This window comes from Mesorhizobium subarcticum, assembly GCF_055456085.1.
Genome location: NZ_CM144237.1, coordinates 2,903,326 through 2,926,619, shown reverse-complemented (window position 1 = coordinate 2,926,619; position 23,294 = coordinate 2,903,326). Strand labels below are relative to the sequence as shown.

At 62.5% G+C, this 23,294-nt stretch carries 33 protein-coding genes; 24 read left to right on the top strand and 9 right to left on the bottom strand.

Annotated elements, in window-relative coordinates; genetic code table 11:
* The first annotated feature begins 153 nt into the window (after window positions 1–153).
* The 6 genes from ACZYHG_RS14265 (at window position 154) to ACZYHG_RS14240 (ending at window position 3,765) form a co-directional block, all read left to right on the top strand.
* Window positions 154–1,680 (top strand): ABC-F family ATP-binding cassette domain-containing protein, encoded by a 1,527-nt coding sequence (locus tag ACZYHG_RS14265; RefSeq protein ID WP_464614322.1) that lies wholly within the window; start codon window positions 154–156, stop codon window positions 1,678–1,680.
* Between the two features lie 98 nt (window positions 1,681–1,778).
* A complete protein-coding gene (locus tag ACZYHG_RS14260) occupies window positions 1,779–2,057 on the top strand; it encodes a type II toxin-antitoxin system RelE/ParE family toxin (protein ID WP_464614321.1) in 279 nt (92 codons plus the stop codon).
* A 27-nt stretch (window positions 2,058–2,084) separates the two neighbouring features.
* Window positions 2,085–2,393 carry a HigA family addiction module antitoxin gene (locus tag ACZYHG_RS14255; RefSeq protein ID WP_057143482.1) on the top strand — a complete coding sequence of 103 codons (309 nt, stop codon included), beginning with the start codon at window positions 2,085–2,087 and terminating at the stop codon, window positions 2,391–2,393.
* Window positions 2,394–2,527: 134 nt separating this feature from the next.
* Entirely contained in the window at window positions 2,528–2,710 is a 183-nt protein-coding gene (locus ACZYHG_RS14250; RefSeq protein WP_464614688.1) for a hypothetical protein, read from the top strand.
* A gap of 170 nt (window positions 2,711–2,880) precedes the next feature.
* A complete protein-coding gene (locus tag ACZYHG_RS14245; protein ID WP_464614320.1) occupies window positions 2,881–3,303 on the top strand; it encodes a VOC family protein in 423 nt (140 codons plus the stop codon).
* 108 nt (window positions 3,304–3,411) lie between these two features.
* The gene (locus ACZYHG_RS14240; RefSeq protein WP_464614319.1) at window positions 3,412–3,765 is read left to right on the top strand and encodes a DUF1428 domain-containing protein; all 354 of its coding nucleotides are present in this window, start codon (window positions 3,412–3,414) and stop codon (window positions 3,763–3,765) included.
* A 146-nt stretch (window positions 3,766–3,911) separates the two neighbouring features.
* Here the strand turns inward: ACZYHG_RS14240 and ACZYHG_RS14235 are convergent, their stop codons facing one another.
* Complete coding sequence (locus ACZYHG_RS14235) at window positions 3,912–5,546, bottom strand: tetratricopeptide repeat-containing sulfotransferase family protein (RefSeq protein ID WP_464614318.1); 1,635 nt, start codon at window positions 5,544–5,546, stop codon at window positions 3,912–3,914.
* A 185-nt stretch (window positions 5,547–5,731) separates the two neighbouring features.
* Window positions 5,732–5,956 carry a hypothetical protein gene (locus ACZYHG_RS14230; protein ID WP_464614317.1) on the bottom strand — a complete coding sequence of 75 codons (225 nt, stop codon included), beginning with the start codon at window positions 5,954–5,956 and terminating at the stop codon, window positions 5,732–5,734.
* Between the two features lie 321 nt (window positions 5,957–6,277).
* Here ACZYHG_RS14230 and ACZYHG_RS14225 point away from each other — a divergent pair, with 321 nt between their 5' ends.
* The 6 genes from ACZYHG_RS14225 (at window position 6,278) to ACZYHG_RS14200 (ending at window position 8,446) form a co-directional block, all read left to right on the top strand.
* Window positions 6,278–6,484 (top strand): cold-shock protein, encoded by a 207-nt coding sequence (locus ACZYHG_RS14225; RefSeq protein ID WP_464614316.1) that lies wholly within the window; start codon window positions 6,278–6,280, stop codon window positions 6,482–6,484.
* Window positions 6,485–6,669: 185 nt separating this feature from the next.
* Window positions 6,670–6,939 (top strand): hypothetical protein, encoded by a 270-nt coding sequence (locus ACZYHG_RS14220; RefSeq protein WP_464614315.1) that lies wholly within the window; start codon window positions 6,670–6,672, stop codon window positions 6,937–6,939.
* Complete coding sequence (locus tag ACZYHG_RS14215) at window positions 6,936–7,202, top strand: hypothetical protein (RefSeq protein WP_464614314.1); 267 nt, start codon at window positions 6,936–6,938, stop codon at window positions 7,200–7,202. The genes ACZYHG_RS14220 and ACZYHG_RS14215 overlap by 4 nt, the downstream gene beginning before the upstream one ends.
* A gap of 41 nt (window positions 7,203–7,243) precedes the next feature.
* On the top strand, window positions 7,244–7,381 hold the full coding sequence (locus tag ACZYHG_RS14210; RefSeq protein WP_464614313.1) for a hypothetical protein: 138 nt from the start codon (window positions 7,244–7,246) through the stop codon (window positions 7,379–7,381).
* A gap of 110 nt (window positions 7,382–7,491) precedes the next feature.
* Window positions 7,492–7,710 carry a hypothetical protein gene (locus ACZYHG_RS14205; protein WP_464614312.1) on the top strand — a complete coding sequence of 73 codons (219 nt, stop codon included), beginning with the start codon at window positions 7,492–7,494 and terminating at the stop codon, window positions 7,708–7,710.
* A 118-nt stretch (window positions 7,711–7,828) separates the two neighbouring features.
* Window positions 7,829–8,446, top strand: a complete 618-nt coding sequence (locus ACZYHG_RS14200; RefSeq protein ID WP_464614311.1) for a flavodoxin family protein — start codon at window positions 7,829–7,831, stop codon at window positions 8,444–8,446.
* Between the two features lie 7 nt (window positions 8,447–8,453).
* Here the strand turns inward: ACZYHG_RS14200 and ACZYHG_RS14195 are convergent, their stop codons facing one another.
* Entirely contained in the window at window positions 8,454–8,906 is a 453-nt protein-coding gene (locus ACZYHG_RS14195) for a Kazal-type serine protease inhibitor domain-containing protein (protein WP_464614310.1), read from the bottom strand.
* A 509-nt stretch (window positions 8,907–9,415) separates the two neighbouring features.
* On the opposite strand from ACZYHG_RS14195, the gene ACZYHG_RS14190 reads away from it, so the two are divergent.
* The 3 genes from ACZYHG_RS14190 (at window position 9,416) to ACZYHG_RS14180 (ending at window position 10,727) form a co-directional block, all read left to right on the top strand.
* Window positions 9,416–9,628, top strand: coding sequence for a cold-shock protein (locus ACZYHG_RS14190; protein WP_006202520.1), 213 nt, complete (start codon window positions 9,416–9,418; stop codon window positions 9,626–9,628).
* A gap of 277 nt (window positions 9,629–9,905) precedes the next feature.
* The gene (locus tag ACZYHG_RS14185) at window positions 9,906–10,118 is read left to right on the top strand and encodes a cold-shock protein (protein ID WP_008877668.1); all 213 of its coding nucleotides are present in this window, start codon (window positions 9,906–9,908) and stop codon (window positions 10,116–10,118) included.
* Window positions 10,119–10,301: 183 nt separating this feature from the next.
* Window positions 10,302–10,727 (top strand): BA14K family protein, encoded by a 426-nt coding sequence (locus ACZYHG_RS14180; RefSeq protein WP_464614309.1) that lies wholly within the window; start codon window positions 10,302–10,304, stop codon window positions 10,725–10,727.
* Between the two features lie 106 nt (window positions 10,728–10,833).
* On the opposite strand, the gene ACZYHG_RS14175 is transcribed toward ACZYHG_RS14180, so the two are convergent.
* The 3 genes from ACZYHG_RS14175 to ACZYHG_RS14165 all read right to left on the bottom strand — a co-directional run bounded on the left by ACZYHG_RS14175 (window position 10,834) and on the right by ACZYHG_RS14165 (window position 12,968).
* Entirely contained in the window at window positions 10,834–11,472 is a 639-nt protein-coding gene (locus ACZYHG_RS14175; protein WP_464614308.1) for an MBL fold metallo-hydrolase, read from the bottom strand.
* A gap of 142 nt (window positions 11,473–11,614) precedes the next feature.
* The gene (locus ACZYHG_RS14170) at window positions 11,615–11,929 is read right to left on the bottom strand and encodes a hypothetical protein (RefSeq protein ID WP_027030624.1); all 315 of its coding nucleotides are present in this window, start codon (window positions 11,927–11,929) and stop codon (window positions 11,615–11,617) included.
* 145 nt (window positions 11,930–12,074) lie between these two features.
* A complete protein-coding gene (locus ACZYHG_RS14165) occupies window positions 12,075–12,968 on the bottom strand; it encodes a branched-chain amino acid aminotransferase (protein ID WP_464614307.1) in 894 nt (297 codons plus the stop codon).
* A gap of 261 nt (window positions 12,969–13,229) precedes the next feature.
* On the opposite strand from ACZYHG_RS14165, the gene ACZYHG_RS14160 reads away from it, so the two are divergent.
* The 4 genes from ACZYHG_RS14160 (at window position 13,230) to ACZYHG_RS14145 (ending at window position 17,167) form a co-directional block, all read left to right on the top strand.
* Window positions 13,230–13,763 carry a MarR family winged helix-turn-helix transcriptional regulator gene (locus ACZYHG_RS14160; protein ID WP_464614687.1) on the top strand — a complete coding sequence of 178 codons (534 nt, stop codon included), beginning with the start codon at window positions 13,230–13,232 and terminating at the stop codon, window positions 13,761–13,763.
* A complete protein-coding gene (locus ACZYHG_RS14155; RefSeq protein WP_027030627.1) occupies window positions 13,750–14,466 on the top strand; it encodes a response regulator in 717 nt (238 codons plus the stop codon). Before ACZYHG_RS14160 ends, ACZYHG_RS14155 begins: the two co-directional genes overlap by 14 nt.
* Window positions 14,467–14,521: 55 nt before the next feature.
* Entirely contained in the window at window positions 14,522–15,937 is a 1,416-nt protein-coding gene (locus ACZYHG_RS14150; protein ID WP_464614306.1) for an ATP-binding protein, read from the top strand.
* A 207-nt stretch (window positions 15,938–16,144) separates the two neighbouring features.
* The gene (locus ACZYHG_RS14145) at window positions 16,145–17,167 is read left to right on the top strand and encodes a glycosyltransferase family 4 protein (RefSeq protein ID WP_464614305.1); all 1,023 of its coding nucleotides are present in this window, start codon (window positions 16,145–16,147) and stop codon (window positions 17,165–17,167) included.
* Here ACZYHG_RS14145 and ACZYHG_RS14140 read toward each other — a convergent pair.
* From ACZYHG_RS14140 to ACZYHG_RS14130, 3 genes are all read right to left on the bottom strand, one after another.
* The gene (locus ACZYHG_RS14140; RefSeq protein WP_464614304.1) at window positions 17,164–17,523 is read right to left on the bottom strand and encodes a tRNA-binding protein; all 360 of its coding nucleotides are present in this window, start codon (window positions 17,521–17,523) and stop codon (window positions 17,164–17,166) included. The genes ACZYHG_RS14145 and ACZYHG_RS14140 overlap by 4 nt on opposite strands.
* A gap of 11 nt (window positions 17,524–17,534) precedes the next feature.
* Window positions 17,535–18,035, bottom strand: coding sequence for a type III secretion system chaperone family protein (locus ACZYHG_RS14135; RefSeq protein ID WP_027030631.1), 501 nt, complete (start codon window positions 18,033–18,035; stop codon window positions 17,535–17,537).
* Window positions 18,036–18,373: 338 nt separating this feature from the next.
* Entirely contained in the window at window positions 18,374–18,676 is a 303-nt protein-coding gene (locus tag ACZYHG_RS14130; RefSeq protein WP_464614303.1) for an accessory factor UbiK family protein, read from the bottom strand.
* Window positions 18,677–18,894: 218 nt separating this feature from the next.
* On the opposite strand from ACZYHG_RS14130, the gene ACZYHG_RS14125 reads away from it, so the two are divergent.
* The 5 genes from ACZYHG_RS14125 (at window position 18,895) to ACZYHG_RS14105 (ending at window position 23,257) form a co-directional block, all read left to right on the top strand.
* Window positions 18,895–19,128, top strand: coding sequence for a BrnA antitoxin family protein (locus tag ACZYHG_RS14125; RefSeq protein ID WP_464614302.1), 234 nt, complete (start codon window positions 18,895–18,897; stop codon window positions 19,126–19,128).
* A 134-nt stretch (window positions 19,129–19,262) separates the two neighbouring features.
* Window positions 19,263–20,123, top strand: a complete 861-nt coding sequence (gene lgt / locus ACZYHG_RS14120) for a prolipoprotein diacylglyceryl transferase (protein WP_027030634.1) — start codon at window positions 19,263–19,265, stop codon at window positions 20,121–20,123.
* Complete coding sequence (locus ACZYHG_RS14115) at window positions 20,120–21,208, top strand: class I SAM-dependent methyltransferase (protein WP_464614301.1); 1,089 nt, start codon at window positions 20,120–20,122, stop codon at window positions 21,206–21,208. Before lgt ends, ACZYHG_RS14115 begins: the two co-directional genes overlap by 4 nt.
* A gap of 103 nt (window positions 21,209–21,311) precedes the next feature.
* Window positions 21,312–22,106 carry a peptidoglycan editing factor PgeF gene (gene pgeF / locus ACZYHG_RS14110; protein ID WP_464614300.1) on the top strand — a complete coding sequence of 265 codons (795 nt, stop codon included), beginning with the start codon at window positions 21,312–21,314 and terminating at the stop codon, window positions 22,104–22,106.
* Entirely contained in the window at window positions 22,106–23,257 is a 1,152-nt protein-coding gene (locus ACZYHG_RS14105) for a M24 family metallopeptidase (RefSeq protein WP_464614299.1), read from the top strand. Before pgeF ends, ACZYHG_RS14105 begins: the two co-directional genes overlap by 1 nt.
* Window positions 23,258–23,294: the final 37 nt, after the last annotated feature.

The window sequence follows — 23,294 nt, the reverse complement described above, 5'->3', positions numbered from 1 at the left end:
TAGCTTGCAGGGCTGACCAGGGACGGTCCGGGTTTTTTCCCGCTTCGATTTTTTGGTCTGCCCTTTCGTGGTGCGCAACACTGAGCCTGATGGCCGGAATGCGCACCGTCAAAGTGCATTGAGCCGGACACCGGCAAGACCAGAGAAATCACAATGGCCCTGATCAGCCTCAAATCCCTCGGCGTCACCATGAGTGCGCCGCTGTTTGCAAACCTCGACCTCACCATTGGCGCCGGCGACCGGCTCGGCATTGTCGCCGCCAATGGCCGCGGCAAATCGACCTTGCTCAAATGCCTGACCGGCGAGATGGAGCCGACATCGGGCGACATCACCCGCACGCGCGGCCTGCGCGTCGGCCATGTCGAACAGTCCGTTCCCCCTGCTCTGCTCGGCCGCACCTTCCATCAGGTGGTGGCCGATGCCTTGCCGCCGGAGCAGACCGATAGCGAAATGTGGCGTGTCGACGTCGTCCTCGACTCGCTTGATGTGCCCGAGGCGATGCGCGAACGGCCAATGCAGGCGCTGAGCGGCGGCTGGCAAAGGCTGGCGCTGATCGCCCGCGTCTGGGTCACCGATCCCGACGTGCTGCTGCTCGACGAGCCGACCAACCATCTCGATCTTGCCCGCATCTCCCAGCTGGAAACCTGGCTGAACGCGCTGCCGCGCGAAGTGCCCGTCGTCATCGCCAGCCACGACCGCGCCTTCCTCGACGCCGTCACCAACCGGACGCTGTTCCTGCGCCCGGAACAATCGCCGGCGTTCGCGCTGCCCTATTCCCGCGCCCGGCAGGCTCTCGACGAGGCCGATGCCTCCACGGCGCGCAAGTTCGAGCGCGACATGAAGGTCGCCCAGCAGCTGCGCAAGCAGGCCGCCAAGCTCAACAACATCGGCATCAATTCGGGCAGCGACCTGCTGACGGTGAAAACCAAGCAACTCAAGGAGCGTGCGGAGAAGCTGGAAGAGGCGGCGAACCCGGCGCATCGCGAGAGATCGGCCGGTGCGATCCGGTTGGCCAATCGCGGCACCCACGCCAAGGTGCTGATCACGCTTGAAGACGCGGCGGTCGAAACGCCCGACGGCACGCTGCTGTTTCGGACCGGCAAGCGCCACATCTGCCAGGGCGACCGCATCGTGCTGCTTGGCCGCAATGGCGTCGGCAAGTCGCGTTTCGTCACGTTGATCCGCAACGCCATCGTCGAGCCCGACACGGTGCCGAACGTGAAGGTGACGCCGTCGACAGTGCTCGGCTACAGCGACCAGGCGCTATCCGGGATCAGCGGCGACGACACGCCGCTTGCGATGGTCTCGCGCCGCTATGATGTCGGCGAACAGCGAGCCCGCTCGCTGCTTGCCGGCGCCGGCGTGGTCATCGAGATGCAGGAAAAAAAGATCGGCGTGCTGTCCGGTGGCCAGAAGGCACGGCTGATGATGCTGGCGCTGAGGCTCGCCAACCCCAACTTCTATTTGCTCGACGAGCCGACCAACCATCTCGACATAGACGGCCAGGAAGCGCTGGAGGAGGAATTGCTCAAGCACCAGGCAAGCTGCATGCTCGCCTCGCACGACCGCTCCTTCATCCGCAATGTCGGCAACCGCTTCTGGCTGATCGACAAGCGGAAGCTGACCGAGGTAGAAGGCCCCGAGGGCTTTTTCCGTGAGGTGGCCGAAGCGGAGGGCTGAAGGGCGAGGATTTGATGCACTCGGTTCTCGGTTCGCTTGCCCGTAAATTGTTTGCTTACAGTTCTTGATTTATGTAAGCAATCTGTTTACATAAGTCGATGATCAAGTCCTTTAAGAACAAGGCGCTGTTGGACCTCTTTCAAACCGGAAAAACCGGCAAGATCGACGCCAAGATGCACAAGCGCATTCTTGTCCGGCTTGACCGCCTGGAAGCTTCGGAGAAGCCGGAGGAGATGAACCTCCCCGGCTTCGACTTCCACTCGCTGAAAGGCTTTAATCCCATCCGCTACACGGTTCATGTCAACGGCCCGTGGTGCATCACATTTGAATTCGACGGCAAAGATGCCGCCCGCGTCGATTTCGAGCAATATCACTGAGGCGGCCAGATTGGAGAAGTTCGACTTATGACCGTGCACGAGCCGACGCGTCCGATCGAGCGTTGCCCCTCCCACCCGGGGGCGCTGCTTGAGGACATTATCCCGGCAACCGGAAAGACCAAGGTGGAAATTGCAAATCTGCTGGGGATTTCCCGGCAGCAGCTTTATGACATCATCCGCGAAAAGAAGCCGGTTTCGCCGGCTGTGGCCGCTCGCCTTGGGAAGCTGTTCGGCGACGGCGCTGCGATCTGGCTTCGGATGCAGGCAGCTTTCGATGCCTGGCACGCCGAGCGTGAGGTTGATGTTTCGGCCATCCCAACGCTTAAGGTTGCATAGGCGCCGCTCGGCGGCGCCTGCATGACATCAAGCGCTGCTACAAAAATTTCGACAGCCTGTCGGATCGCCTGAATCTGCCTCGTACTTGGGATGCCGACACGATGATGCCGGCGCCAACCCAGGGAGCACTTGTCATGTCGGTCTTTTCATCCATCGGTCGCATCGCAACCCGGTACGTGGCGACACGAGCCCGCCATCGAAGCGAACGCATCCTGCTGTCGCTGCCGGCCGAATTGCGCAGGGATATCGGCTATCCGGAAATCTTCGACGCGCAAGATAGCCGTCGTGCAAACACCTTCTCGGCAAAGATAATATGACCGCAACCAGCCTGTTGATGCGGCTGTCGCTCATCTCGCCGGCTGCCTGGTCTTCGCGGGCCGGTCCGCAAAAAAATCTCGCGGCCTTGTAGGATCGCCGTCACCTCATGCGTCCTAGGGTTCGCAAGGCCAAGCCAAACGCCTAAGCCAGACGCAAAGAGGAGCAAGACATGACCGACCAGACCCCCGTTCAGCCCAAGGCAGAAGTGCTCGGCGGATTGACCCCTTATCTGCAGGTTGACGGCGCCTTCAAGGCTGCCGAATTCTACGCAAAGGCCTTTGGCGCAGAGCAGGTCTTTGCCTATCCGCCTGACGAAAAAGGCCGCACCATGCATGTCCATCTCCACATCAACGGCTCGACGCTGATGCTGGGCGATGCCTTCCCCGAACACGGTCACCCGCACAAGGATGCGCAGGGCTATACGCTGCAGCTGCATCTCCAGGACGACACGATCGAAACCTGGTGGAAGCGCGCCATCGAAGCCGGCTGCGAGGAAGTGGTGCCGTTGCAGGTGATGTTCTGGGGCGACCGCTGGGGCCAGCTGCGTGATCCCTTCGGCATCGCCTGGGCGATGAACGCGCCGGTGAAATAGGCTTCCTAGCGAGCAGGCGTCGCCCGCCAATGTCAGGGCTGACGCGCTCACCGCGCCGGGTCGTATCCCCGCCGACCCGGCGCTCGTTTTTCAGCAAAGGAGTTCGCCATGTCCTATGTCGATGGTTTCGTGCTTGCCGTGCCAAAGGCCAAACTCCACGACTACAAGAAGCTGGCCAGCCTCACCGGCCCCATATGGATGGAACACGGCGCGCTCGCCTATGTCGAATGTATCGGCGACGACGTGCCCTATGGCGAGCTGACCTCGTTTCTGCGTGCCGTTCAGGCAAAGGAGGACGAGATCGTCGTCTTTGCCTGGGCGGTCTATGAATCCAGGCAGAGCCGCGACGCGGTGATGGCCAAGGTGATGGCCGACCCGCGTTTGAAACCCGATTGGGGGACCATGCCCTTCGACGCAAAGCGCATGATCTTCGGCGGCTTCCAGCCATTCATGGAGCTTTGAATTGCTCTGCCCCAAGGTAGGTTGAGATTGAGGTCAGGCCGAACCGAGAACGGTGGTTTCCGAGAACCGGGACGGAACATACTTTAAGTTCGTGAGTACCGGAAGCGGAGGGAACCGCCGTTCGCAGGCCGGCCTCACCCTGAATATCAGCCTAGCTTGTCGAGCAGCGGCTTCAGCCGGTCCCCATAACGCTTCCACAGATCGACCGAGCCTTGATACATCGGCTGGCGAACCTGCGCGGCGGAAGCCGTGCGCACCGGCCGGTCGGTCTCGTGGAACGACAAGACGGCATCGTCCCATGGCAGGCCGAGATAGTCGATAAGCGCCCGGCTCTGCCCTTCCTGATCGGCAACGAAATCCTCATAGCGCACATCATGCACGACGCCTGGCAGCACGCTATGCCAATGCGCCATGATGTCTGTGTAGAGATTGTGGAAGTCGGCCAGTTCGCTGAGCTCATAGCCATAGCGGTGGCTGTCACCCCGGAAATGCACCTTGAAGATTGAAAGGCATGTCGCCACCGCATCGCGGGCGACGTGGATGATCCTGGCCTTCGGCATCATCATGTGGATGAAGCCGATTAGCAGGAAGTTGCCCGGCATCTTGTCGGTGACATGGCTGATATGGGGATAGCGGGCATGCAGCATGTCGAGATAGGCTTGGCCTGCCTCGGCAAAATCCGCATCATCCGTCTCCGATACGCCCCAGGGAAAGCCGCCTGGCATGTTTGCCGGGAACTGATTACCGACCACCTTCTTCAAGATGCTGAGCTCGCCCGCGCCATAGACCTTGGGATGGCTGGCGATGATCTGTTCGACCAGCGTCGTGCCCGAACGCGGCATGCCGACGACGAAGATCGGCGCCTCATCGGTGATCGGGCTCGGTCTGTGGCTTTCGAAGAAGCCGGCATCGAACACCGTCTTCATCGCCTCGAATTCGGCGCGCGTCCTGACGGGATCATAGTTGATGCCCTTGCGGCGAATGGCATTGCCTTCGGCGAAATAGTCGAAGGCCCTGGAGTAATCCTTCAAATCGTCATTGGCCTTGCCGAGGCCGAAGGACAGCTGCATGCGAGCCAGGCTGTCCTGCGGCGCCTTGGCATGCTGTGCTTCCATGCCGGCCAATTCGGCATCGCGCTCTTTCTGGCGCTTGACCTGCGTCAGCATCAGCCAGGCCGTGGCCATGCCGGGGTTCACCGCCAGCGCCTGCCGGAACAGGTCGGCCGCCTCGTCGAGCTTGCCCTTTTCCATCAGCCCGACGCCCAGCCCGCGCAGCAGGTCCGCATCTTTGGGGCGGATGGTCAGCGCTTCGCGGAACACAGCCAGCGCCTCATCCAGGCGTCCGGATTCCTGCAGCGTTTCGGCAAGCCCGATCCGAGCGCGGACATGGAAGGGATTGCGCGCGACCGTGCCGCGATAGATCTCCTCGGCCTCCTCGAACTGGCCAAGCTGCGTCAGCGACGAGCCGAGATTGTCGCGCGCCGCGAGTTGCTCCGGCCGCAGATCCACCGCGCCACGGAAGAAGTCGATTGCCGCGGCGACGCGGCCGAGGTCGCGCATCACCGTGCCGAAATTGTTGAGGAAATCGGCGTTCGTCGGCTGCAGGCTCACCGACTGCTCTATGAGATCCAGCCCCTCTTCGCTGCGCCCGGTCTGGTGCAGCAGCAGCCCCAGGAAATGCGCTGCGGCCGCGTGCTTGGGCTGACGCTCCAGCACCTGCCGGTAGATCGTCTCAGCCTCTTGCCGGCGCCCGGCCTGGTGCAGCTGCAGGGCCTGCTGCACATACTGGTCGAGGCCCAGTGGCGGCTGTCCGCCCGCGCCAGACCTGGCTCCCGCACCCGCCGCTCGTCTCTGATCTCTGTTAATGGGAAACCTGCCGTGTTTATCCGCCTGCCGCGATCTAGGCCATTGGCGCGGCAGGTTCAAGTCTTAGCATGGTTCTGCGCCCTTTCGACGCCTTGCAGCGATCAGATCAGGCGGTTGGCCTCGGCAACCTGCCTGGCCCGCCTCACGGTGCCATCGGTGTCGGAGATCGTGCGCCTTGCCGCCTCATCGCTTCTGATGGTCAGCCGTGCCGACTTGACGATCATGGGCTGGCCATTGGCGCCAACGGCAATGGCGTGCAGGACGGTTGGCTTGATGATCGGATTAACCGCTGCGGTCTTTCCTCTCGAGGTTCTGACGGAAACCATGATTTTATCCTTTTTTAGAGCAAATAAAAATACAGATGCCAAGGAAAACCCCCAGCACGTTCTCAAGAATTTTCTAGAAATATCCTCAACCTTAGCAGAGTTATCTGGACGTTTATAGCGATCTATTTTTCAACCAAAGCGAGCAGATTTTGTAAATCATCTTGAAAAGACCGCCCAACCGAGCTATGTAACAAAGATCGTTTTGGCCAGAATTGGCATCTCGCGGCGTCAGAGGTTCTCGACCCGCCAATCTCATTCCAAATCGTCGATACCGGACGCGCGGCATTCGCTGTGCCATTCCTCGATTCTCGAAAGACACAAATGACCACCGGAACCGTGAAGTTCTACAATGGCCAGAAGGGTTTTGGCTTCATTCAGCCGACCGATGGCGGCAACGACGTATTCGTCCATGTCAGCGCGATGGAGCGCGCCGGCTTCCCCGGCCTCGCCGAAGGCCAGAAGCTGCAATTCGAGTTGGAGCGTGACGGCAAGGGCCGCGACTCGGCCGCCAATCTGCAACTGATCTGATCCGGCCGAATTCGATGAACGCTGACCACGGATGTACTGGCAGCTCTCGAAATCGGCTTATTTCCGGTGATTGCCGGAAATAGGAAAGCGGGGCCTCGTCCCCGCTTTTTTGCTTTCAGGCCGCTTTTCTACGTGACGCCCCAAGCGTGAACCGATCAAGGCGTGAACCAGTCAAGGCCAGGACAATGCCGGACCGCACCACCCACTCCATCGCCCATTTCACCGCAGCTTTCGCGCTCGGTGGCCTGGAGGGCCAGTTGCCGGCCGGCGACTACGACATCGATCATGACGAAGAGCTGATCGAGGGCATGTCGCGCGCTGCCTGGCGCCGCGTCGCCACCTTCATTCACCTGCCGGCAAGGGCGGCGAAGAACCCGACCACCAGCCAGCTTGTCGCCATCGACCACCTCGAACTCGAAACCGCGCTGAAGCGCGACCGGGAGAATGCAGCATGATCCGTTTCCAGCAGAATACGCGCCTGCGTACCGACACCCCCTCTCACCTTTTCGCCATCGGCCAGACGGTGCGCATGAAGAGCCGCACCGGCCTCGTCCAGAAGACGGCGGAACTGTTCGAGATCAAGAGCAGGCTGCCGGTCAAGGACGGTTCGCCGCAATACCGCATCCGCAGCGAGCAGGAGACCCACGAGCGGGTCACCACCGAAGACAATCTCGAACCGGCCGACAATCCGGTTGTCGCCGGCAATCCAGCGGTCTGAAATTCCCGAAAAAGCCAGCCAACGCATACAAGGAGCAGTCCATGTCCAAGGGTCAACAGCGAAGCAATCGCGAAACGCGCAAGCCGAAGAAAGACAAGGTCGTGGCCAAGGCGGCCGCTCCCTTCGGCTCGTCGGTCAAGCAGGCCGAGAGCAGCATGAAGCCGAAGTCCAAGAGCTGACATCCAAGACCTGAAATCCCTGGGGCGCTTCGCATGCGCCCCATCGCCCGCTGTGAGCAGGCGATGAACTGACGCAACAAGCCACGCAATGCTCTGCCACGGAGGCTTGCTTGAACTTCGTCATCGAGTTCTACAGGTCGCGCGACGCCGAAGAAGCGACGCTCGACAAGGTGTCGCTGGAAGCGCCCACGCTACGCGCCGCCTTGCAAGGCGCGACCGCCCTGTTCCACAGCCTGGCCATGCCGCAGATCCCCGACCGCCTGCGCATCTGCGACGAGGACGGCTGCGAGCTTTATGCCGGGCCGGCCGATGGAGCGTATCGGGCCTGATGGATTTCGCCCGCCTCGACGCGGCGCGTCTTGGCAACCGCGTCCGGATAATCATCGCCGCGCAACCGCAACCGCCTTGCGACGTTGGGCCTGCACAGCCATATGCAGGAGCCGCACGATGTCCCTCACCGCCTTCGCCCTGAACTGCTCGCTGAAAGCGTCCGGCGACAAGGAAAAATCCTCGACCGACAAGATCATCGCCGATCTGCTCTCGGCGCTCAAACCGCATGGCGTGAAGGGCGAGGTCGTGCGCGCGCTCGATCATGACATCAAGCCCGGTGTGGTCTCCGACATGGGCAAGGGCGACGACTGGCCAAAGCTGCGGGAAAAGATCGTCGCCGCCGACATCTTCATTCTCGGCCTGCCGATCTGGATGGGCCAGCCCTCCAGCGTCGCCAAGCGCGTCATGGAGCGCATGGATGCCTTTCTCGATGAGGCCGACGACAAGGGCCGCATGCCGGCCGCCGGCAAGGTGGCGCTGGTGGCGATCGTCGGCAATGAGGATGGCGCCCATCATTGCCATGCCGAATGCTTCCAGGCGCTCAACGATGTCGGCTTCACGATTCCCGCCAATGGCGGCGTCTACTGGGTTGGCGAAGCCATGGGCGACGTCAACTATGCCGACCTGCCGAAGACCCCGAAAGCGGTCTCCGGCATGATCGAGATGGCAGCGTCAAATGCCGCCCATCTGGCCACCCTGCTGAAGGCCAGGGCCTATACGGGGGTGGCCAAGTAGCGCCTTCTCAGCACGGCCCGTCACCAACGATGCGATAATCCGCGGCGCGGGCTTCGCAGGCGTTGGGGAAAGTGCGCTCCTCACCGTGCCGGCGGGCGCAGACGGGCGCGTATTCGCGGGTGCAGAACGTCTGCTCTTCCCCACCGCCACCGCCACCGCCACCGCCACCGCCACCGCCGTCACCACGGCAGGGACCGTCGCGCACGATGCGGTAACCGGCGCGGTCGGCAAGGCAGCCATTGGCGAAAGTCTGGCGATCGTCGCCGCGGCGGGCGCAGACCGGCTCGTATTGCCTGGAGCAATATTGCGGTTCGGGGCGCGGCGGGCGTGGACGGGGTCCCGGTCCGTCATCGACGACCACTGTGCAGGCGGCCAGGAGCGCCGACACGCACACCAAGGCGAACCCTTGCAGCGAGAAGCCAAAACCTTGCCGCGAAAACATTGACGCCAGAAATTTCATGCTGATCTCTCCCCCGATCGCGATCCTCGCCATTCCCCCGATCCTGGCCATTCCCTTGTCAAATGCAACCCCTGTTTGCAGCCTCACACTTGGGGTGGCGGCGGGAACCAGGGCGACCGGCAATGGCTGTCGTTGGCCGCCTCTGGCCCATGCGTGACTGTGGCTGTGGGCCGATGACCCGATCCGCAACCAAGCCTATTTGCGGCGCATCGACGCTCAGATCAGTCGATTCTTGCGTCGGGATGCGCCCAGTGCGGCGGCCCGCGGCGCTATCTTGCAACCTTCACGTTTCCGTGCGATAAATTCCGTGTTCGGGCATTTGCGACCCGGAGAGCGGAACGTTTTGGACGACCTTTCCCCGATACTGTGAATCTCTGACGGCCCCGTTTTCGGCGGGGGGTTTGACCATGCGCCAATGCATGACTGCCGAAGCAACCACCAGGAACTGCCCATTGCGCCAGGCGGCGGGCGGGACCACCAAAGACTGAACGGGTGAAGGAGTTTCCCCAATGGCCCAGACCGGCACCGTTAAATTCTTCAACGCTACCAAAGGCTTCGGTTTCATCACGCCCGATGGTGGCGCCAAGGACGTGTTCGTCCATATCTCGGCGATCGAGGCTTCGGGCCTGCGCACGCTCGTCGACGGCCAGAAGGTCACCTTCGACGTCGAGCCGGACCGCATGGGCAAGGGCCCCAAGGCCGTCAATCTCCGCGCTGCCTGAACCATCGGCGCGCCGCACGTCCTCGGCGGCGTGCGAAGGAGGCTCCAGGCCATAAATGGCGACTGGAGGCACAAACGAATTTTGAAGGCGCGGCGATTTTCGCCGCGCCTTTTTCATGTCGGAACTTTTTTCATATCCGCAGCTTTTTCAGGGCACTGACGCTACGGAAGTGCCTGCAAAACTTTCTCTTGCCGATGACGCTAAAATAAAGGACAAATTTCCTCTCGGGCATTTGCCGGCCCGAGACTGGAGTTTATGGGATCAAAGGGAGCTTCCCATGCCGCAGACCGGCACCGTCAAATTTTTCAACCATGCCAAGGGCTTCGGCTTCATCACGCCGGACGATGGCGCGAAGGATGTCTTCGTCCATATTTCGGCCGTGCAGGCGTCGGGTCTTCCCGGTCTCGAAGATGGGCAGAAAGTGACATTCGACACCGAGCCGGACAAGCGCGGCAAGGGTCCGAAGGCCGTCAACCTGTCGGTCGGCTGAGCCGGCTTAAGACCTGGTCGGCGGGCAGCCGCGCCTAGCGAGCGTGCGATTTTCGGCGCCTTTTTGAATTATTACGTCGAAATCCGTTCAGCCCCCGTTCAGCCACGGTCGCATATTAGTCTTTGGTAAAGCCGGACCGCATCCCCCTGCAGAACCGCACGGCCCGGTACGAAGGAGACCAAGATGAACAGAATTTTCAAGACTGTCGTGCTGTCCGCCGCCGTGGCCGGCACCATGCTTGCGGCCTTGCCCGCGGCCAACGCCGATGACTGGGGTCATCACCGCCGCCACCACAACGGCGACGCCATTGCCGCCGGCGTGCTTGGCCTTGCCGCCGGCGCGCTGATCGGTGGCGCGTTGGCCAATGACCAGCCACCCGCCTACGCTGACCGCTACTACGATGACGGCTACGACCGTGACGTCGTGGTGCGCCCGGCCCCGGTCCGCCGCTATTACGCCGAGCCGCAGGTGGTCTATGCCGATCGCTATGCCGAGCCGTGGACCCGTGGCTGGTACGAATACTGCTCGGACCGCTACCGCACCTTCAACAGCCGCTCCGGCACGTTCACCGGCAATGACGGCGAACAGCATTTCTGCACCGCGAACTGAGGCTTCCCTGCCCCATACGAAAAAGCGCTGACCGCGAGGCCAGCGCTTTTTTGTTGTTTAGCTCTCGGTCGGCTCGTAGGCCGATCCAGCTGAATATCCGCTTAGCCTAGGTCAGGAATGGATTGGTCCGCCGCTCCTCGCCGAAACGGCCGCCGGGGCCGTGGCCGCAGATGAAACCGATGTCGTCGCCCAGCGGCAACAGCTTCTCCTTGATCGAAGCAATCAGCGTCGCGTGGTCGCCGCCCGGCAGGTCGGTGCGGCCGACCGAGCCACGGAACAGCACGTCGCCGACATGGGCGAACTTGGCCGCGCGGTTGTAGTAGACGACATGACCCGGCGCATGGCCTGGGCAATGCAGCACCTCGAAGACATGCGAACCGAACGACACTGTTTCTCCCTCGGTGAGGAACCGGTCGGGCACGCAGTTGCGCGAGCCGGCAATGCCGTAGCGCTTGCCCTGGTTCTCCAGATTGTCGAGCAGGAACTTGTCGGCCAGATGCGGCCCGATGATGTCGACGCCGAGTGCTTCCTTCAGCTCCATGGCGCCGCCGGCATGGTCGATATGGCCATGCGTAATCCAGATTGCCTCGGCCGTGATCGCATTGTCCTTCAGCACCGCCAGCACCTTGTCTATGTCGCCACCCGGATCGACGACGACGCCGTGCTTGTCATCCATGTCGAACAGGATGGTGCAGTTCTGCTGGAAGGGTGTGACCGGCACGATGCCGGCATTGAGCTGACCCATGATCGTCCTTTCGATGTTCACGCGGTGATGTAGAGGCGTGTGCCAAAGGCGTCCAGCCCTCGAAAGACGAACGGTCAGTCGCTTCAAAAACAGAAATGGGCGGCCGAAGCCGCCCATTTTGATCGGACCAGACCGCCGGGCCTTACTTCTTCATGGCGCCCATGACCGCGCCGATGATGCCGGTCAGGATCGCGCCGCCGCCGGCGCCGCCGACGATGTTCTGCAGGTTGAGCGAGCTGCCCAGGCCGCTCGTCGCAGCCGCTGCCGCGGCCGGATCGACCCCGTGGCCGAGCAGGCTGCCCAGGATCGCCGCGCCGCCGACGCCGCCAATGGCGCCACCCAGGATCTTGGGAAGCTGTCCAAGCGCCGCCGTCTTGATCGCAGCACCCACCGCCTGACCACCGATGATGCCTGTAATGATCTGAATGATGATCGGAAGAAGCGTGTTCATGTCCATATGATGAGTCCCTCCATAGCTGCCAGCCTCCCGGGCCGACACCATCATGAGACGCCGAATTGAATGAAAGTCAAATGCAGAAACGCTGAAATAAAAGGGGCGGTTCGAAAACCGCCCCTGCTTACGCGAAAAGCTGTGACTATCGTTATTCTGCGCCGATCGCGTGCTTCGGCTGAACTGCGGCAGAATAGTCATTCATAAGGTTCTTGGCGATCTCGCCGACCTCGAATCGGTAAGGGCCGATCTCCGACACCGGCGTTACTTCCGCTGCCGTCCCAGTCAGGAAGCATTGCTCGAAGCCCTCAAGTTCTTCCGGCATGATGGCGCGTTCGATGACTTCCAGACCGCGATCCCTGGCCAGCCCGATGACCGTGCGGCGGGTGATGCCGTCGAGGAAACAGTCGGGCTTCGGCGTGTGGATCTTGCCGTCCTTGACGAAGAAGATGTTGGCGCCCGTTGCTTCCGCAACTTGCCCGCGCCAGTCGAGCATCATGGCGTCGGCATAGCCCTTGGCTTCGGCCGCGTGCTTGGACATGGTGCAAATCATGTAGAGGCCGGCGGCCTTCGACTTCGAGGGCGCCGTGCGCGGGTCGGGCCGGCGCCATTCCGCCATGTCCAGGCGGATGCCCTTCAGCTTCTGCGCCGGGTCGAAATAGCTCGGCCACTGCCAGATGGCGATAGCGACGTTGATACGGTTGTTCTGCGCCGAAACGCCCATCTGCTCGCTGCCGCGCCAGGCGATCGGCCTGACATAGGCGTCCTGGAAACCCTGCTTCTTCAAAAGCGTGGTCGAGGCGTCGTTGAGCTCGGCCACCGAATAGGGGATCTTGAAGCCGAGCAGGCGCGCCGATTCATGCAGGCGCTCGGTGTGCTCGTTGAGCTTGAAGATCTCGCCGCCATAGGCGCGCTCGCCCTCGAAGACCGCGCTTGCATAATGCAGCCCATGCGTCAGCACATGGATCTTGGCGTCGCCCCACGGAATGAACTCGCCATTCATCCAGATGAAACCGTCCAGTTGATCGAAGGGAACGGATGCCATGGTAACCTCCCGCGGACCTCGGCCCGCATAGCTCAAGTGTCGTTGCGTGTTCTTTTTGGCCGCGCCATGCAATTTGAGACGCCGGCCGGTGTCGCGAAGCGTAGGCGGATAATCGCGCTCTGGCAAACTCAGGAAGTTCCGGAAAAACCGGCCTGCCTTGCCTTTTCGTTCGCAATCCGCCCAAAAGCTTGTCAAAAATTACCATTGCAGGGAAATTACGTCAATAGTACTGACATAATCTCCCGTTCCCATGGAGAAATGATGACGGATCGAAGCCCAGCTGCCGGAAAACCGATCAGGACCGCGATGTCAGTCGAGGACGGCATCGACTTCGCCATCATCGAACTGTTCTTCTTCGCCTATCGTGACTTCACCTCCGATCCCGACCAGATCCTGGCTGACTACGGCTTCGGCCGCGCCCATCACCGGGTGCTGCATTTCGTCAACCGCAGGCCGGGCCTGACGGTCGCCGAACTGCTCGATGTGCTGAAGATCACCAAACAGAGCCTGGCGCGCGTGCTCAAGCAGCTGATCGACACCGACCATGTCGTGCAATTGCAAGGTCCGCGCGACCGCCGCCAGCGCGAACTCTATCCGACGGCCAAGGGCCGTGCCCTGGCCCTGGCGCTGGCGCGGCCACAGTCGCGCCGCATCCATGCTGCATTGGAAGATTCCGGCGCCGCCGAACGGACCTTGGTGGAACGCTTCCTCGAAGCGATGGTCAATCCGGAACTGAGAGCGCAGATTGACGTTGGGTCCGCAAAAATGTCAGGGAAAAGCCATGGAGAGCACTGAGAGGGTCGAGCAGGCCGCACCGGATGACGATGCGCCGCATCTGCTTGTGGTCGACGACGACACCCGCATCCGCAATCTTCTCAAGCAGTATCTGACCGAAAACGGCTTTCGCGTCACTGTCGCCGGCAATGCCGGCGAAGCCAGGCGCAAACTGGCCGGCCTCGATTTCGACCTGCTCGTGCTCGACGTCATGATGCCGGGCGAGACCGGCGTCGACCTCACCAAGTCATTGCGGGCCGAAAAGAACGTGCCGATACTGATGCTGACGGCGCTGTCGGAAACCGACAGCCGCATCTCAGGGCTGGAGGCCGGTGCCGACGACTATCTGCCAAAACCCTTCGATCCGCGCGAGCTGATCCTGCGCATCAACAACATCCTGCGCCGTGGCGGCCCGGCGACGACCCCCAAGGTCGAGCAACTGGTCTTCGGCCCTTACACCTTCCAGATCGCCAGGCGCGAATTGAAGCGTGGCGGCGAGGCGCTGAAGCTGACCGACCGCGAGCAGGAAATCCTGGCGATCTTCGCCGCGCGCGCCGGCGAAACCATCCCGCGCCACGAACTGGTCGGTGACGATTCGGAGGTCGGCGAGCGTACCATCGACGTCCAGATCAACCGGCTGCGTCGCAAGATCGAGCGCGATCCGTCCAATCCGGTCTGGTTGCAGACCGTGCGCGGTATTGGGTATCGGCTCAGTGTGGAATAGAGTATCGGCCGCGGCGCGCGATCGGACGCGGCCGCGGACGAAATGAAAAGAGCCAATGGCGACGACGGAACTGGAAGGGCCGGGACCTGACGGCTTGAGCGCACGCGCCACGCGAACGCTCAAGGCGGTGCCGCGCATCTGGAACCGGTTCTGGCGCCTCGTTTCGCTTTACATGCCCAAGCGCCTCTATGCGCGCTCGCTGATCATCGTCATCGCGCCGATGATCCTGCTGCAGTCGGTGGTCGCCTTCGTCTTTATGGAGCGCCATTGGGCAACGGTGACGCAGCGCCTGTCGCAAGCCACCGTGCGCGACATCGCCGCCATCATCGACCTGATCGAGACCTACCCGCACGACGCCGATTACGCCAACGTCATCCGCATCGCGCAGGACCGCATGCAGCTGAAGGTCGATCTGCTGCCGCCCGATCCTTTGCCGCCGCCCGGTCCAAAACCGTTCTTCTCGATCCTCGACGACGTTCTCTCGGCCGAAATCACCCGCCAGATAAACCGTCCGTTCTGGATCGACACGGTCGGCAATTCCAACATCGTCGAGGTACGCGTCCAGCTCGAGAACAAGGTGCTGCGCGTCTTCGTGCGCCGCAGCCAGGCCTATGCCTCCAACACCCACATCTTCCTGATCTGGATGGTCGGCACATCGCTGGTGCTTTTGATGATCGCGATCCCCTTCCTGCGCAACCAGATCCGGCCGATCCTCACACTTGCGGAGGCTGCCGAAAGCTTCGGCAAGGGTCGGCCGATGCCGCGCGATTTTCGCCCGCGCGGCGCCGAAGAGGTCCGCCGCGCCGGCTTTGCCTTCATCCAGATGCGCGAGCGCATCGAACGCCAGATCGACCAGCGCACCGCCATGCTGACCGGCGTCAGCCATGACCTGAGAACCATCCTCACCCGCTTCAAGCTGCAGCTGGCGCTGGCCGGCGGCAAGACCGAGACCAAGGCCGCACTCAACCAGGACATCGATGACATGCAGTCGATGCTGGAAGGCTATCTCGCCTTTGCCCGCGGCGAAGCCTCTGAGGATCCGGGGCGTTTCGATCTCGAAGCCTATTTCCAGAAGCTCGGCGAGGAAGCCGCCTTGCGCAAATGCAAGCTGTCGACGACGCTTTCCGGCGATCCGACCGTGCATGTCAGGCCGGTCGCGTTCGCCCGGCTGTTGTCCAACGTCATCGGCAACGCCTTCCGTTATGCCAAGACGGTGGAGGTCAGCGCCAATCACGGCCGTGGCTCGCTCGTGGTCACCGTCGATGACGATGGTCCAGGCATTCCGCTCGACAGGCGCGAGGACGTGTTCAAACCTTTCGTGCGGCTCGACGAGGCCCGCAACCTCGACGCCAGCGGCACCGGCCTCGGCCTGTCAATTGCCCGCGACATCGCCCGCAGCCATGGCGGCGACATCAGCCTCGACGACAGCCCGCTCGGCGGCCTGCGTGCGGTCATCAAGGTTCCGGCATAATCTGCAGGAAGACGGGCTTCATCCGCCCGTCATGAAATCATGGTCAAGAGCGCGCATGAAGCGCGCGACCACACTTGATTCGTCATTGCCGCCTCACTTCGACCCCGTGCCCACCCGGGTGCGCTGGAGCGAAGCGAGGGCAGCAGGCTGGTCGCCGTTCCGGCATCGTTTCAAGGCAACCGTCGACCTTTCCAGCAAAGGGCCGCCATGCGCATAGTGATGGTCACCGACGCCTGGCGCCCGCAAGTCAATGGCGTCGTCCACACGCTGGAGCGGCTCACCGAGACGCTGAAATCCTTCGACGTCGTGGTGGATTTCCTGACGCCGAACATCTTTCGCACACTGCCCTTGCCGACCTACCCCGACATCAGGCTGGCGCTGACCACGCCCGGCCATGTCGCGCGCCTGATCGATGCCTACAAGGCCGACCACATCCACATCGTCACCGAGGGGCCGCTCGGCATCATGGCGCGGCGCTATTGCCGCAATGCCGGCCGGCCGTTCACCACCAGCTATCACACGCGCTTTCCCGAATATCTGAGCGCCCGCCTGCCGGTGCCGGAGAGCTGGGCCTATCGCTGGCTGCGCGATTTCCACAATTCCGGCCAGGGCACGCTGGTCGCCACCCAGTCACTCGCCGATGATCTTTCAGCACGCGGCTTCAACAAGCTTCGGCCGTGGACGCGCGGTGTCGACACCGAGCATTTCCGTCCCGACAAGCGCAAGGACCTCGGCTTCCCCGGCCCGGTCTTCCTCTGCGTCGGCCGCGTCGCCATCGAGAAGAACCTCTCCGCCTTCCTCGACCTCGACCTGCCCGGCAGCAAGGTGATCGTCGGCGAGGGCCCGGAGCTTGCCAAGCTGAAGGCAAAATATCCCCAGGCGCATTTCCTCGGCCATCGTCCCAATGACGAACTGGCCGAGATCTATGCGTCGGCCGATGTCTTCGTTTTCCCCAGCCGCACCGACACGTTTGGCAACGTCATCATCGAGGCGCTGGCCAGCGGCACGCCGGTTGCCGCCTATCCGGTGACCGGGCCGATCGACATTGTCGGCGACGGCATTGGCGGCGCGGTCTCGACCGATCTCCGCGAGGCCTCGCTTGCCGCCCTCAAGGTCGACCGCGCCGAAGCCCGCGAACGCGCCATGCGCTACAGCTGGAAAGCCTGCGCGGAGATGTTTCTCGACTGCGTCGAGGAAGCGCTCGGCAGGACGCGGAAGCTGGCGGCCTAGAATAACCTGCCGCCGTCAGGCACCTTGTGCTCTATGGCGCCGAGCACCACGGCACCCTCCTCGTCGGGAAAGCCCAGCGTCAGCACTTCCGACATGAACGGGCCGATCTGGCGTGGCGGGAAATTCACCACCGCGAACACCTGCCGGCCGACCAGCGTCTGCGGCGTATAGTATTTGGTGATCTGCGCCGAGGACTTCTTCACCCCGATGTCGGGCCCGAAATCGATCTTCAGCTTGAAGGCGGGCTTGCGCGCTTCCGGAAAGGGTTCGGCCTCGACGATCGTGCCGGCGCGGATGTCGACACGATCGAAATCGGCAAAACTGATCTCGGGCTTGCGCTCGCTTTTTGAACTCATTCGCATACTGCTCAGGCGTTGCCGTATGTCTCGAACAGCACGCCGGCCAATGCGTCCTTGGCCGAGGTTCCCGACCAGACGACGAACTGGAACGCCTGGAAATAGCATTCGCAGGCTTCCAGCGCCGAGGACAACAGCACCTCGACCTGCTGGCTCGACGGTTCGACCCCGCCGGCGAGCAGCAGCGACTGGCGGAACATGATCGCGCCTTCCTGCTCCCAGAGGTCGAAATGCCCAAACAGCATCTGTTCGTTGATCAGCGACAACAGCCGCATCACTTCCAGCGCGCGGGTCTCCGGCACCTTGATGTCGAAGGCGCAGGCCAGGTGCAGCGCCTCGAAATCCTCCATCCAGGAGAAGGAGACATGATAGTCGGTCCAGCTGCCGGCAACCGAGATCGAGATCTCGTCGTCACCTGCCCGTTCGAAGGACCAGTCATTGTTGTGGGCCACCTGCTCGATAACATCCACCGGATGGATTTCGCGGGAGTATTCGAGTTCGAGAAGTTCCATGGAATGCTTCCTGTGTTCAGGGGGAGCGCCTCACGCTCCGCGGGGCACACACGACGAACAATCTGATCTAGAACTCGGACGGCCAGGACTTTCTTCGCGCTAAAGACGACTTCTCGACGCAAAGACCCCAGACCGGACCCCACCGCCCGGCCGCATGACCCTGCTCCGAATCATGCAACAAATTCAGTCTATTGATCGGGAGTCGCGTGAACAGCCCAATTTTTCGCACTGCGGCATTCGCATGTGGAAAGGCGCTGTCACAAAGATTCATGCAATGCCGTTAAGCGATTCACGGCAAAGCGATTTTCAGGCTCGCACTATGTGGAAAAGTTTAACGATTATTTTTTTGCGCGGGGCTTTGCCGCCGCCGCTGGTGCGGCATCCCCAGCCAGTTCGGCGAGCTTGGCTTCAAGCGCCTCGATACGGGCGGCAAGCCTAGTGTTCTCGTCGCGGGCCTTGGCGGCCATCTCGCGCACGGCCTCGAATTCCTCGCGCTGCACCACGTCCATCGAATTGAGGATACGCTCCGCCTGCCCCTTGACGGCGGTCTCCACCTCGCGGCGCACGCCTTGCGCGGCCCCGGCAGCGTCGGTCATCAGCTTGGCGAATTCATCGAGAATGCGGTTCGGTCCGGTCGACATGGCAAATCCTCGCTTGCTCGAAATGACGTAGTGGTGCTGAGCGCGGAATGCAAGAACGTTGAGGGCTGGTGAGACCTCTGCGTTGCTATGGCGCATGGCGATGTCGCACGCACAGGCAGCCCTCAGAAAGCTCCCAACTATACTTGGGGGCATCAAGTCGCCTACTGTGGGTTTTCGCTTCGTATCGCGTCAAGCACGCTCCAATCCAAGGTCAACCAATGGCAACGCCTCCACGCCGACCGACAAATCCGATGGCAGCCGCCGAAGCCGCCTTCAAGCCGGTCAAGAAACCGGCAGCGCCAATTCGCGAACCTTCGACCGCCCCGAACGTCCGCGAGCTCGTCTCGATCCGGATCGACCGGGCCGTGCTCGACCATTTCCAGGAAGATGGCCCAGGCTGGCAGGACAGGATCAACGACGCGTTGCGGCAATTGGTGGCCGCCAAGGGTTGAGCTCACCACCCACGGCGCGATGGCCGGCAGTGGTGATCCGGCCCAACACTTGACGGCCACCACCTCGCCTTGACCCTGCCAAAACCCTGCCGCATGGTCCGCGCCCGAACGCCACCGCAACCGAGAGTTTCCCGTTGAACGAATATTTCCTGCTGCCGCTGGCTTCACTACCCTTTCCCCAGATCAACCCGATCCTCATCCAGATCGGGCCGCTGGCGGTGCACTGGTATGGCATCGGTTATATCGTCGGCATCCTGTTTGCCTGGTGGTACGCCAAGCGGCTTGCCGCCAATCCGAAACTGTGGCCCGGCGGCATCCTGCCGATGAAGCCGGAGGACCTCGACGATTTCATCGTCTGGGCGGCGATCGGCGTCGTGCTTGGCGGCCGCACCGGCTACATCCTGTTCTATGACCTGGCGCGTTACATCGCCCACCCGCTCGACATCTTCGCCGTCTGGCAAGGCGGCATGTCGTTCCATGGCGGCCTGCTCGGCGTCATCCTGGCCATGACGCTGTTTTCCATCAAGCGCGGCATCCGCACCTGGTCGTTGTTCGATGTCGTGGCCGCCGGCGTGCCGGTCGGGCTCGGCTTGGTGCGGGTCGCCAACTTCATCAATTCCGAACTCTGGGGCCGGCCGACCGATATGCCCTGGGGAATTGAGTTCCCCAATGGCGGACCGTTCACCCGCCATCCCAGCCAACTTTACGAAGCGTTCCTTGAAGGCATCGTGCTGTTTCTCGTACTGCGCATCCTCACCCATTCGCGCCTCAAGTTGAAAACGCCGCGCTTCGTCGGCGGCGCCTTCATCTGCGGCTACGGCCTGTCACGCATCTTTGTCGAGTTCTTCCGCGAACCCGACCAGCAACTCGGCTACCTCCTCGGCACCAACTGGCTGACCATGGGCATGATCCTGTCGACGCCGATGGTGCTGGCCGGCATCTGGGCGATGGCGACAGCCAAGCCGGTGCCGCAACCCCAGCCACAGGCGACATGACGCGGCTGAAGACCCGCATCGTCGACCTGATCGAGGCGCTGGGTCCCCTTCCCGTCAACGAATACATGGCGCTCTGCCTGTTCGACCCGGCGGACGGCTACTACACGACGCGCGAGCCGTTCGGCGCTGCCGGCGACTTCATCACCGCGCCGGAGATCAGCCAGATGTTCGGTGAACTCGTCGCCGTCTGGCTTTACCAGGCCTGGGCAGCGATCGGCCGGCCGATGCCGGTCACCATCGCCGAGATCGGCCCCGGCCGCGGCACGCTGATGAAGGACATGCTGCGCACCCTGTCGCGGCTTGATCCCACGCTGGTCAACGGTGCTGCCTACGCCCTTATCGAGACCAGCCCGCGCCTGACCGAAATCCAGAAACAGACGCTTGGCGCGACACCCCTGGCGATTGGCTGGCACGAGACCATCGAGACCTTGCCCCATCAGCCGCTGCTGATCGTCGGCAACGAACTGTTCGACGCCGTGCCGATCCGCCAATACGTCCGCGCGGGCGCCGGCTGGCGCGAGCGCATGGTCGGGCTGGACGACGAGGACGCCCTTTGCTTCTTCGCCGGTGCCGGCTCGGTCGACCCGACGCTGCTGCCTGTCGATGCCGCTGAAGCGCCACAAGGTGCGATCGTCGAGGTCGCGCCGGCCCGCACCGCCCTGATGGCGGCTATCGCCGAGCGCATAGCCCGAAACAGCGGCGCCGGGCTGTTCCTCGACTATGGCCATCTGCAGCCGGGTGTTGGCGACACGCTACAGGCCTTGCGACGGCACGATCACGAAGATGTTCTGGCCAATCCCGGCGAAGCCGACCTCACCTCGCATGTCGATTTTTCTGCCCTTGCCGCGATCGTGCGCGCGCTGGGCCTCGATGCCCATCTGTCGACGCAGGGTAATTTCCTGCTCGGCATGGGCATTCTCGAACGTGCCGGGCGGCTTGGCGCCGATGCCGGCCAGGCTGCACGCGACACGATCGCCGATGCCGTCGAACGCCTCGCCGGCCCCCAAGCGATGGGCGAACTGTTCAAGGTGCTTGCCGTCGTGCCGCGCGGTGTGACCATCCGTCCTTTTGCCACGGCGGATTGACTTTTCACCGCTGCCCCTCCCAATCTCCCGTCCGATAAAAGAGCGGCCCAACCGCCGGCCGCTTTTTCTTGACGAAACCGCCCACACGGACAACAACGCCCGCATGCTCAATCAGACCAAACCGGATCCCGTTCGGTCGCCGCTGCTGGACAAGGCGCAGGCACAAGGCATCCGCCACGGCTATTTCACCCGCATCGGCGGTGTCTCGACCGGCATCTACCAGGGCCTCAACATCGGCACCGGATCGGATGACGACAAGGCGCTGGTCGCCGAGAACCGCGCCCGCGTCGCCGCCTGGATGGGCGTGCCGGCGAGCCATCTGTTGACTGCCTGGCAGATCCATTCGCCTGACGTCATCATCGCCCGGGAACCCTTCGCCGGCGAACGCTCCAAGGCCGACGCCGTCGTCACCGACCGCCCGGGCATCGCCATCGGCGCCTCGACCGCCGATTGCGGCCCGGTGCTGTTCGCCGATGCCGGGGCGCGCATCATTGGTGCGGCGCACGCCGGCTGGAAAGGCGCCTTCACGGGCGTACTGGAAAACACCATTACCGCCATGGAGAGCCTGGGCGCCCGTCGCGAAAATATCGTCGCCGTGCTCGGCCCCTCGATCGGCCCGGACAATTACGAGGTCGGGCCGGAATTCGTCGCCCGCTTCGTCGAAGCCGACGCTGAAAATATCAGATATTTCGCGCCCTCGACCAAGGCCGGCCATGCCATGTTCGACCTCGTCAGCTACACGGTCGACCGGCTGGCCACGGCCGGCGTGACCGCCGAGGGCCTCGGCCGCTGCACCTATGCCGAGGAAGATTTGTTTTACTCCTACCGGCGCACCACGCACCGCAAGGAGCCTGATTACGGCCGGCAGGTTTCGGCCATCGTTTTGGAGAGTGAATAATGGCGCTGCATTTTGAACGATCGGAATTTGACGCGCGGCGCGACCGGCTGATGATCGAGATGGCCGAGAAGAAGCTCGACGCCATCCTGCTGTTCGCGCAGGAAAGCATGTACTGGCTGACCGGCTACGACACGTTCGGCTTCTGTTTCTTCCAGTGCCTGGTGGTGAAGGCCGACGGATCGATGGTGCTTTTGACCCGCTCGGCCGATCTGCGCCAGGCCCGTCACACCTCGATCATCGACAACATCGTCTTGTGGACCGACCGCAATGGCGCCAACCCGGCGGTCGACCTGCGCAATCTGCTCAATGATCTCAATTTGCTCGGCGCCCGCATCGGCGTCGAATACGACACGCACGGGCTGACCGCTTTCAATGGCCGGCGGCTGGACGAGCAGTTGCAGACTTTTGGCCAGATCGCCGATGCGTCCGGCATTGTCGGCCGCCTGCGCCTGTTCAAGAGCCCGGCCGAAATCACCAAGGCCGAAAAGGCCGCCAATCTTTCCGACGACGCGCTGGACGCGGCCTTGCCGCTGATCAAGCAGGGCGGCGACGAAGCGCTGATCCTGGCCGCCATGCAGGGCGCTGTCTTTGCCGGCGGCGGCGATTATCCGGCCAACGAGTTCATCATCGGCTCCGGTGTCGATGCGCTGCTCTGTCGCTACAAGGCCGGCCGCCGCAAGCTCACCAAGAACGACCAGTTGACGCTCGAATGGGCCGGCGTCTTCCATCATTACCACGCGCCGATGATGCGCACGGTGCTGACCGGCAAGGTGTCGAAGCGCCATCAGGAACTGTTCGACGCCGCCCGCGCCGCCCTTCTCGCCGTCGAAAAGGCGATGATGCCGGGCAATAGCTTCGGCGATGTCTTCGACGCCCACGCCCGCACCATGGAGGCGCACGGCCTGACCAAGCATCGGCTGAACGCCTGCGGTTACTCGGTCGGCGCCCGCTTCACGCCGTCCTGGATGGACATGCCGATGTTCTACCAGGGCAATCCGGAACCGATCGCGCCGAACATGACGCTGTTTGCCCATATGATCATCATGGACTCCGAGACCGAGACGGCAATGACGCTCGGCCGCACCTACCTGACCACCGAATCCCAGCCGAAGCCGCTGTCCCGCCATGATCTCGACTTGATCGTACAGTGAATCCATAATGGGAGGCGTTCTTCGCCAAGGAGTTAGA